This window comes from Psychrobacter sp. (genome assembly GCF_041554015.1).
Taxonomy (GTDB): domain Bacteria; phylum Pseudomonadota; class Gammaproteobacteria; order Pseudomonadales; family Moraxellaceae; genus Psychrobacter.
Genome location: NZ_JBFFMS010000059.1, coordinates 1 through 7,928, shown reverse-complemented (window position 1 = coordinate 7,928; position 7,928 = coordinate 1). Strand labels below are relative to the sequence as shown.

General features: G+C 43.6%; 6 protein-coding genes and 2 tRNA genes. All 8 read left to right on the top strand.

Features of this window, described 5'->3' with window-relative positions; genetic code table 11:
• A partial coding sequence (locus tag ABYU67_RS11370; protein WP_372845274.1) for a cytochrome c occupies positions 1 to 225 on the top strand: 225 nt, incomplete at its 5' end.
• The gene (locus ABYU67_RS11365; protein WP_372845272.1) at positions 225 to 1,193 is read left to right on the top strand and encodes a c-type cytochrome; all 969 of its coding nucleotides are present in this window, start codon (positions 225 to 227) and stop codon (positions 1,191 to 1,193) included. The genes ABYU67_RS11370 and ABYU67_RS11365, both read left to right, overlap by 1 nt.
• A 203-nt stretch (positions 1,194 to 1,396) precedes the next feature.
• A complete protein-coding gene (locus tag ABYU67_RS11360; protein WP_372845270.1) occupies positions 1,397 to 3,739 on the top strand; it encodes an FdhF/YdeP family oxidoreductase in 2,343 nt (780 codons plus the stop codon).
• A gap of 60 nt (positions 3,740 to 3,799) precedes the next feature.
• Positions 3,800 to 4,816, top strand: a complete 1,017-nt coding sequence (locus ABYU67_RS11355; protein WP_372845268.1) for a formate dehydrogenase accessory sulfurtransferase FdhD — start codon at positions 3,800 to 3,802, stop codon at positions 4,814 to 4,816.
• Between the two features lie 787 nt (positions 4,817 to 5,603).
• Positions 5,604 to 7,259, top strand: coding sequence for a sodium:solute symporter family protein (locus ABYU67_RS11350; protein WP_372845276.1), 1,656 nt, complete (start codon positions 5,604 to 5,606; stop codon positions 7,257 to 7,259).
• An 85-nt stretch (positions 7,260 to 7,344) separates the two neighbouring features.
• Complete coding sequence (locus ABYU67_RS11345; protein WP_223145329.1) at positions 7,345 to 7,479, top strand: putative transporter small subunit; 135 nt, start codon at positions 7,345 to 7,347, stop codon at positions 7,477 to 7,479.
• A 128-nt stretch (positions 7,480 to 7,607) separates the two neighbouring features.
• Positions 7,608 to 7,681, top strand: a tRNA-Cys gene (locus tag ABYU67_RS11340).
• A 124-nt stretch (positions 7,682 to 7,805) separates the two neighbouring features.
• Positions 7,806 to 7,892, top strand: a tRNA-Leu gene (locus ABYU67_RS11335).
• Positions 7,893 to 7,928 lie beyond the last annotated feature (36 nt).

The window sequence follows — 7,928 nt, the reverse complement described above, 5'->3', positions numbered from 1 at the left end:
CCGCACGACCGCATGGCCTTTACCATGCCTGAATTCACTAACCTAAGTGATGCCGATGTGGCAGAAGTGGTCAACTATGTACGTAATAGCTGGACCAACCAAGCGCCTGAAATAGATGTCGATGATGTGGTAAAAATGCGTGCTTTCCTCGCTAAAAAACCAAAAACCAGTACCGATATTGCCCCAGACTTAAGTATTGATGCGCAAACAAAAGGAGCAAAATAATGAAAAACTCTCCACACCACCTGCCTGCTATTGTTAGCGTTATCTCTCAGAAAATGAAAATAAGCAAACTAACTACTGCTGTTCTGACTGCTTCAGTGGTTAGTATCGCCACTATCAGTAGCGGTTGCTCAAAGCCCGAGCCTATCGAGCAGAATGCGCCTAAATATGGCTTAGTTACTGCTGATGATGCCAACAAAGATGTTGGTACCTATGTGCTGCCGCAAGATACGGCTATCTTGGATGAGCCAAACGCTGATGAGATTTTTTATGGCAAACGCTTATTAAACGAAACCAAGCGCTTATTACCTGAGCACGTCGGCGCGCAAATGAACTGTAATAGCTGTCATATCTCGCAAGGTAAAATCCCGCTTGGCGACCCCTATATCAACAGTTATAACTTCTATCCGCGCGTAATGCCACGTGCGGGTAAAGAAGTCGATTTGACCAAACGCATTAACGGCTGTTTCCAGCGCTCAATGAATGGCAAACCATTAAAACCTGAATCCCCTGAAATGCTAGCAATGTTGGCCTATATGAAATGGCTATCCCAAAACACGCCAAAAGAGCAAAAGGTCGATATCCAAAACGCTGGTAAAGTGGATGAATCCTTGGTTGGCAATCCTGTACGCGGTGAAAAAATCTACCAAGTACAATGCGCCACCTGTCATGGTGATAACGGCGAAGGCATGAAAGACAGTCGCGGCGATATCGTCTTTCCGCCATTATGGGGCGATGAATCCTTTAACATTGGCGCTGGGTTGGCGCGTACCTATAAAGCCGCGGCTTTTGTTAAGTACAATATGCCGATGGGCATTCAAACCAAAGGCTTATGGGGTCATGGTAACGTGCTGAGCGATCAAGATGCCATCGATGTCGCTGAATTTTTTACCCATCAACCGCGTCCCGACTTTGCTGGCAAAGTAAACGACTGGCCAAACGGTAACAAACCTAAAGATGCCCGTTATTAAATGCACTAGCCTGATAACACGTTAGTCATGCTGATTTATAAAATAGAAAAACCTCAAATGCATCATTTGCTTTGAGGTTTTTGTTAGTGATAGGTAATGATAGTGCCACTTTGTTATTAGCCATTATATAGTAGGCATTTATATGTCTACTCTTAATGAAATAGCAGTTATCTATCTATTACCGCTCGCTTATGAGGTTTATCATGCGCAAAATCCCTGTTTATATGCACCCTGCGGCTGGTTGGCCTGCTCTGATTGTCTCTACGCGTACTTTAATGGATTATAAGGCTTTTTTGCGCGGCAGTATCAGCGTTTTTGGCAGCAATCAGCCAAAAGACGGCTTTGATTGTCCGGGCTGTGCGTGGCCTGACCATAAGACCCATAAGGCTATCGATGTCTGTGAAAACGGTATCAAAGTGATTGCCAGTGAAACCATGAACCAACGTGCAGATGCATCCTTTTTTGCGCAACATACGGTTACTGCTCTACAATGCTGGTCAGGCTATGAGCTTGAGCATAGCGGTCGCTTATCAGAACCACTCTATTATGATGCCGCTCAAGACCGCTATTTGCCGATTTCTTGGCAAGCGGCTTATGAGCGTATCGCTGAACAACTAAAACAGCTTGATTCACCAGATGAAACCTTATTTTATACTTCAGGACGCGTGACCAACGAGCCAGCTTTTATGTTTCAGCTGTTTGTCCGCTGTTTTGGCACTAATAACCTACCTGATTGCTCAAACATGTGTCATGAGCCAACGTCAGTGATGCTCGGTAAACAGCTGGGCATCGGTAAAGCAACCGTGATATTGGAAGATTTTGAGCAGGCTAAATTGATTCTGATGTTTGGACAAAATCCTGCGACCAATCATCCGCGTATGCTTGAGATGCTCGCCCATGCTCATAAGCAAGGCTGCCGCATTGTCTCTATTAACCCCATGCGTGAGCAAGGTCTAAGCAAGTTTAGAAATCCGCAAAAACCTTCTCATATGGCAGCAGGTCAAAGTGATAAGATGGTCGATGAGGTCATTCAAATTCAAATCGGTGGCGATGCCGCTTTATTGACTGGTATGGCTAAATGGCTTACCAAAAACAATAAAATAAACCATAGTTTTATTGAGCAGCATACCTCAGGTTATGACGCTTTAGATACTTGGTTACGTCAGCAGTCTTGGACAGATATCGAGCTTGGCTGCGGCATTAGTAAAGCCGAGATTATTAACCTTGCTAAGCTCGTCGCTGAGAGTCCGGCGACCATTTGTACATGGGGCATGGGCATCACCCAACATGTACAGGGCGAAGATAATGTCGCTATGATTACCAATTTGCTGTTGCTGATGGGCATGATTGGTATCGATGGCGCGGGCGCATCACCTGTACGTGGGCACTCTAATGTACAGGGTGATCGCACCATGGGTATTCATGAGCGCCCTAAACAAAGCTTATTGGATAGCCTTGAGCGCGTTTTTAAGCAGCCGATGCCGCAAGAAGATGGGCTTGATGTGGTCACGGGAGCCAAAGCATTAATAAAAGGCGATATCAAAGCCTTTGTTAGTATGGGCGGCAACTACGCAGTTGCTGCACCCGATAAAAGTGCTATTCAAGCTGCTCTTACCTCTACACAGCTCAATGTCTTTGTCGCTACCAAGCTTAATGAAACCATGCTATATCCGAGTAAAAACAACCTTATCCTGCCCTGCTTGGGTCGTACTGAGCGCCTTATCACGGCAAAAGGTGAGCAGTTTGCCACTATTGAAGATTCTATGTGTCAAGTTGTAGCGACTAGAGGTCACCTAAAGCCTATCAGTGATACGCTAAAGTCGGAGGCACAAATCGTCGCAGATATGGCAACTCATGTACTTAAACCTGAATCCTCAATTCCTTGGCAGGCCATGAGCACCGACTTTGATGTGGTTCGTGATTATATTGCGCAAGCAATCGAAGGATTTGAGAATTTTAACCAGCGTATTCGTGCTGCTGAGCGTGGTTTTCATCTGTATCATGCGGCGCGCCATCGCGTTTGGAATACCGATAGTGGCAAAGCACAGTTTGAGGTACCGCAATACCCGATTACCTATATCGCCACCCAAATGGCGCAAGCAACATCCAATGATCAAAATAACTCTGTCGACAGTCAAACCTTCAGTAAGCACCAGCCTACAGAGCAAAACGTGTGGCAACTAACTAGTGTGCGTAGTCATGATCAATTTAATACCATGATCTTCGGTTTCAAAGATCGCTACCGGCAGACGAATCGTCGTGACGTACTCTTTATGCATCCAGATGAAATTAGTCGTATGGGTTGGCAAAATGGTGATCAGGTTATGGTATCGCGCCAAGACAGTCAGAATAATAAACGCACATTAGGACCTTTAATACTCACAGAGATGGACATCGCTGCCAATGCCGTGGCAACCTACTATCCAGAATGTAATGACCTGCTTGACTTAGATAATCATGCACCAGACTCTAAAACGCCGGCTTATAAATCGGTTACCGTGGTATTAGAGCGTCTTGAACAAGGCAGTATGGCAACAGCCGTCTAATAGTTGTCTTGATACCAGATACTTTATTTTATTGATAATACAGGCGAGCAAATACCCATAATGGCAAACAAACCTCACTTAACTGTAGAAGATAGCCTTACGAAAGACGCCCCCTTATCACGGCTACATATGGCATATAAGCATAGCTATACATCAGATAGCTGTTGCGCGGCTGCTAAAAAAACGGCGCCGATAGATATTGACATCAAGTCAACAATGTTAGCCGTTGAGGCAGCTATAGCCATCGTCATTAATGGTATTCATTATGCGGTTTTGATGGCCAGTCCTTATCAGCTTGAGTATCTTGCCATTGGTTTCTTATACAGTGAAGGTCTCATACAGCACAGTCATGACTTACTAGATTGGGATGTGACCCAATTAACAGACGTTAAAAGCTATCAAAATTTTATGCCCGCCTCTTCTAGCCAAGATAACTTTATTGAAGACTCACTTACCCATCATATAACTGATGAGCCTATAAGCTTGCATACGCTCTCAGAGCAGTTGCAAGACTATGATGTCTATGTGGTTGAGCTGGTGCTAAACCAGCGCTGTCATCAGCGTATCCAAGCACAAAGGCGCCAGTTGGCAGGACGTACAGGATGCGGTATGTGCGGTATTACAGGACTTACGCAAGCACTGCCCGATTTAAGCACTTATATTAAGACTAAGCACCCTCTCAGCATAGCAGTGCCTACGCTTGATGAGTTATTAAACATTCAAGCACAAGTCAATGAAGCGCAGCATACTCACCAGCTGACAGGAGCTGTCCATGCTGCTGCCACCCTCTATGAGCAGCAATTATACTTATTTGAGGATGTGGGGCGCCATAACGCCCTTGATAAGCTCATTGGATGGCAATTGCGTCATAAGGCAGAGGTTAATTATGTGCTGATGACTTCCCGGCTATCAATTGAGCTGGTCCAAAAATCCATTCGTAGCCGTATAACTTGGCTGATTGGCATGTCTGCACCGACCAGTACAGCGGTACGTATTGCTGAACGCTATGGCTTGGGGCTGGCAGGATTTTTACGTGATAATCGCGTGACTTACTACACATCTTATAACGACTCTTAAAACCGCTCACTCCCTGCCTATCCCCTGCCCACTCATTGTTTCCTTCATTGCTCCCTTCATCTGTAAGCATACTAGTGACCTAAATATTCCGATTAAAATTCACTTTTTAAGATATCTCTTATTCGTTTACTTACCTTTTTAATGGTCAGTTTTATCTATCGTTATTTAAAAATTGACCACAAAATTTGTGATTGGGGACAGAATAGGTTAGTCTTAAGGCACAAACATGTTACTAGTATTTAACATGGCTGTAGTTTTAATTATCAATGCTACGTGTGTCAGGAAGAATATATCAGTTATATCTTACCTGTCAGCACGATTACGGATTATGTGTATAAGACCATCATTGAGTGAAAAATGCTCTCATCATGGTTAACTACACCTGATACACGCTATCTAAACCTAGCATAAGTCAAGCAGTTTGGCTTAATGCTCATCCGTATTTTGACTGATGAATGCTTATCTACAAGCTTATATCAGCAACCAGCTATTATCATATAGGCATTCGCTGTAGCGTAATGGTTTACCCATTTACAGACGCATATTTAGCCTTGCCCCTGTGGTTTTCGCCATCGTATTTTATATATGTTGTAAGGCCATACAGTAGCAGATTACTTAAAACCTATACGTTTCTTGTGACGATGGCGCTTGTCGCTTGTCGCTTATTTCATATGATTGACTGATCGGTTAGGTAAATCTGTTTTGCATACTTAATAGTTGGAAGGCGTATTTTTAATTTACCTTTTACTTATAACAATTGCGAGGTAGGAATTTGAAAACTGAGTCATTGTTCCAATTTTCAACATTAACCATTATTTTACTATTGCTAACGTTTTATGGCGGTACGTACCTGCTGTCGTTATTAATAAAAAAGGATGAGGAGACGACGTCGGGTTTTATGGTCGCCGGACATAATGTCGGTTTTGGCATGGGCGCTGCCAGTATGACCGCTACTTGGATTTGGGCAGCGTCTTTTTATGCCGCTGCCACCTCCGGCTATAAATATGGCGTCTCAGGACCGATACACTACGGGTTTTGGGGTGCCTTGATGATTTTATTCATCTATCCGTTTGGCATGCGCTTTCGTGAGCTTGCGCCAAATGGGCATACTTTGGGCGAACTTATTCACGCCCGCCACGGGTCATCAAGCCAATTAATTTTAGCCATATCTAACCTTATGGGCAGCTTAATTAGCTTGATGGTCAATTTCACCGCTGCTGGCGCATTGGTGTCAGTCTTGTCGCCACTATCATTTCAAACAGGGGTGATTATCGCCGGCGTCGGGGTGCTAAGCTACACCTTAACGTCTGGATTTCGTGCTTCCGTCTTTACCGATTTTGCTCAACTGGTCGCTTTAATGGCCATTGGGGTCATTATTATCCCAGCGGTACTATTCTCGATGGGTGGTCCGTCTGTCGTGGTCAGTGGTCTCTCAAATCTCACCCTACAGCAACAAGACTTTTTTTCATCTGAAGCCTTTTTCCAGCAAGGTGCGCCCTATTTTGTCGCGGTATTGGCTTACGCTATTGGTAATCAGACCATTACTCAACGCTTATTTGCCATTGATAAAAGCAAGATTAAAGCGACTTTTATTACCGCTACCGTTGGCTATGCTGGCATTGTGATTGGTCTTGGTATGATTGGACTGATGGCGTTAACCATAGGTATTGAGCCGCTTAATGGCAATATGAATAACCTGATTCCGCAGATGGTGAGTACTTACCTACATCCGGTATTTATCGCCCTTTTCTTTATCTTGGTTATTGGCGCCCTATCCTCAACCGCTGATTCAGATTTATCAGCACTATCAGCCATCATGATGGCTGATATTTATGGTAAAAACATTGCCAAAAAAGGCGGTGTCAACCCGAAAACCATGATGCTTGTTGGGCGTGGCACCATGATTGTCGCTACAGCTGCTGGTTTGATTTTTGCCAGCTTTAAGCTTGATATTCTCGTGATGCTGGTTTTCGTCGGTGCATTATGGGGTGCGATTGTCTTCCCTGTGATTGCCAGTGTGTTTTGGGATCGAGTCACCAACACAGCCTTTACCTCAGCTGTCATCGTTGGATTAATACTGTTCTGTGTGGCACGCTTTGAGCTCCTACCTATTTCTGGTATGACAGCGCTCTTTTTTGAAATACTCGCAAGTGTCGGTGCTGCTGTAGTGATTGGCCTCATGGTATTTGGCTTTTTAGGTCGAAAAATGGGTCTGGCAGCTGCTGCTCTGACACTATTATTGATGCTGGTATTTGCCACCGGTTTCTTACGTCAATATATGGTGCTGCTTGCCTCACTGACCGCTTATGGTGCCAGTACGGTCGTTTGCATCATTATTAGCCTCATGAGTAACGAGCGTTTTGACTTTAATCTTATTCAGCAGCGTGTTGGCGATTATGACCAAAAAGCCAGCATAGCGCCGACAACCAATGTACAAAACTAGATTTATATATTATCGATGCTTTGATTACCGTTTTTAATCACTTGATGGAGGCATCACTCATTTTAAATAAAATAAAGGAGTTAATATGGAAACCACATTTTTTTATGGGCTTTATATCTTAATTTGGCCAGCAATCACGCTAGGTGTACTGATACTTATTTGTACCGCAACTTATAAAGATGTAAAAAAGGCTGTAGATAATAATAAAAGTATCGTGTAGCGGCTAAATTTGGCATAAGTTTTAACCTAATATAGTGCTAAATATAGCCAACATGATAAATAATCGATCTTTATATCAAAAAGGGCTTGTAATTTAAATTATATTTGCTAATATAGGCGTCCTTGATTGGCTGGGTGGCAGAGTGGTCATGCAGCGGACTGCAACTCCGTTAACGCCGGTTCGATTCCGACCTCAGCCTCCAATTATTTAGGTTAAAATTTATTAGGATTTATATTAATTTTAGCTTGCTTTATTAATGTAAATGCTTATAATAGCGACCACTATCTAACAAGTAGAAAGCTTACTAATTAGATAATACAAGTTTTGCCCGGGTGGTGAAATTGGTAGACACAAGGGATTTAAAATCCCTCGCTAGTAATAGCGTGCCGGTTCAAGTCCGGCTCCGGGTACCATTATATTAAAAGGCTTCCAAGCAATTGGAAGCCTTT

Coding starts and splice junctions, on each gene's coding strand:
- ABYU67_RS11365 (WP_372845272.1), top strand. CDS start 225: ATGAAAAACTCTCCACACCACCTGCCTGCTATTGTTAGCGTTATCTCT.
- ABYU67_RS11360 (WP_372845270.1), top strand. CDS start 1,397: ATGCGCAAAATCCCTGTTTATATGCACCCTGCGGCTGGTTGGCCTGCT.
- ABYU67_RS11355 (WP_372845268.1), top strand. CDS start 3,800: ATGGCAAACAAACCTCACTTAACTGTAGAAGATAGCCTTACGAAAGAC.
- ABYU67_RS11345 (WP_223145329.1), top strand. CDS start 7,345: ATGGAAACCACATTTTTTTATGGGCTTTATATCTTAATTTGGCCAGCA.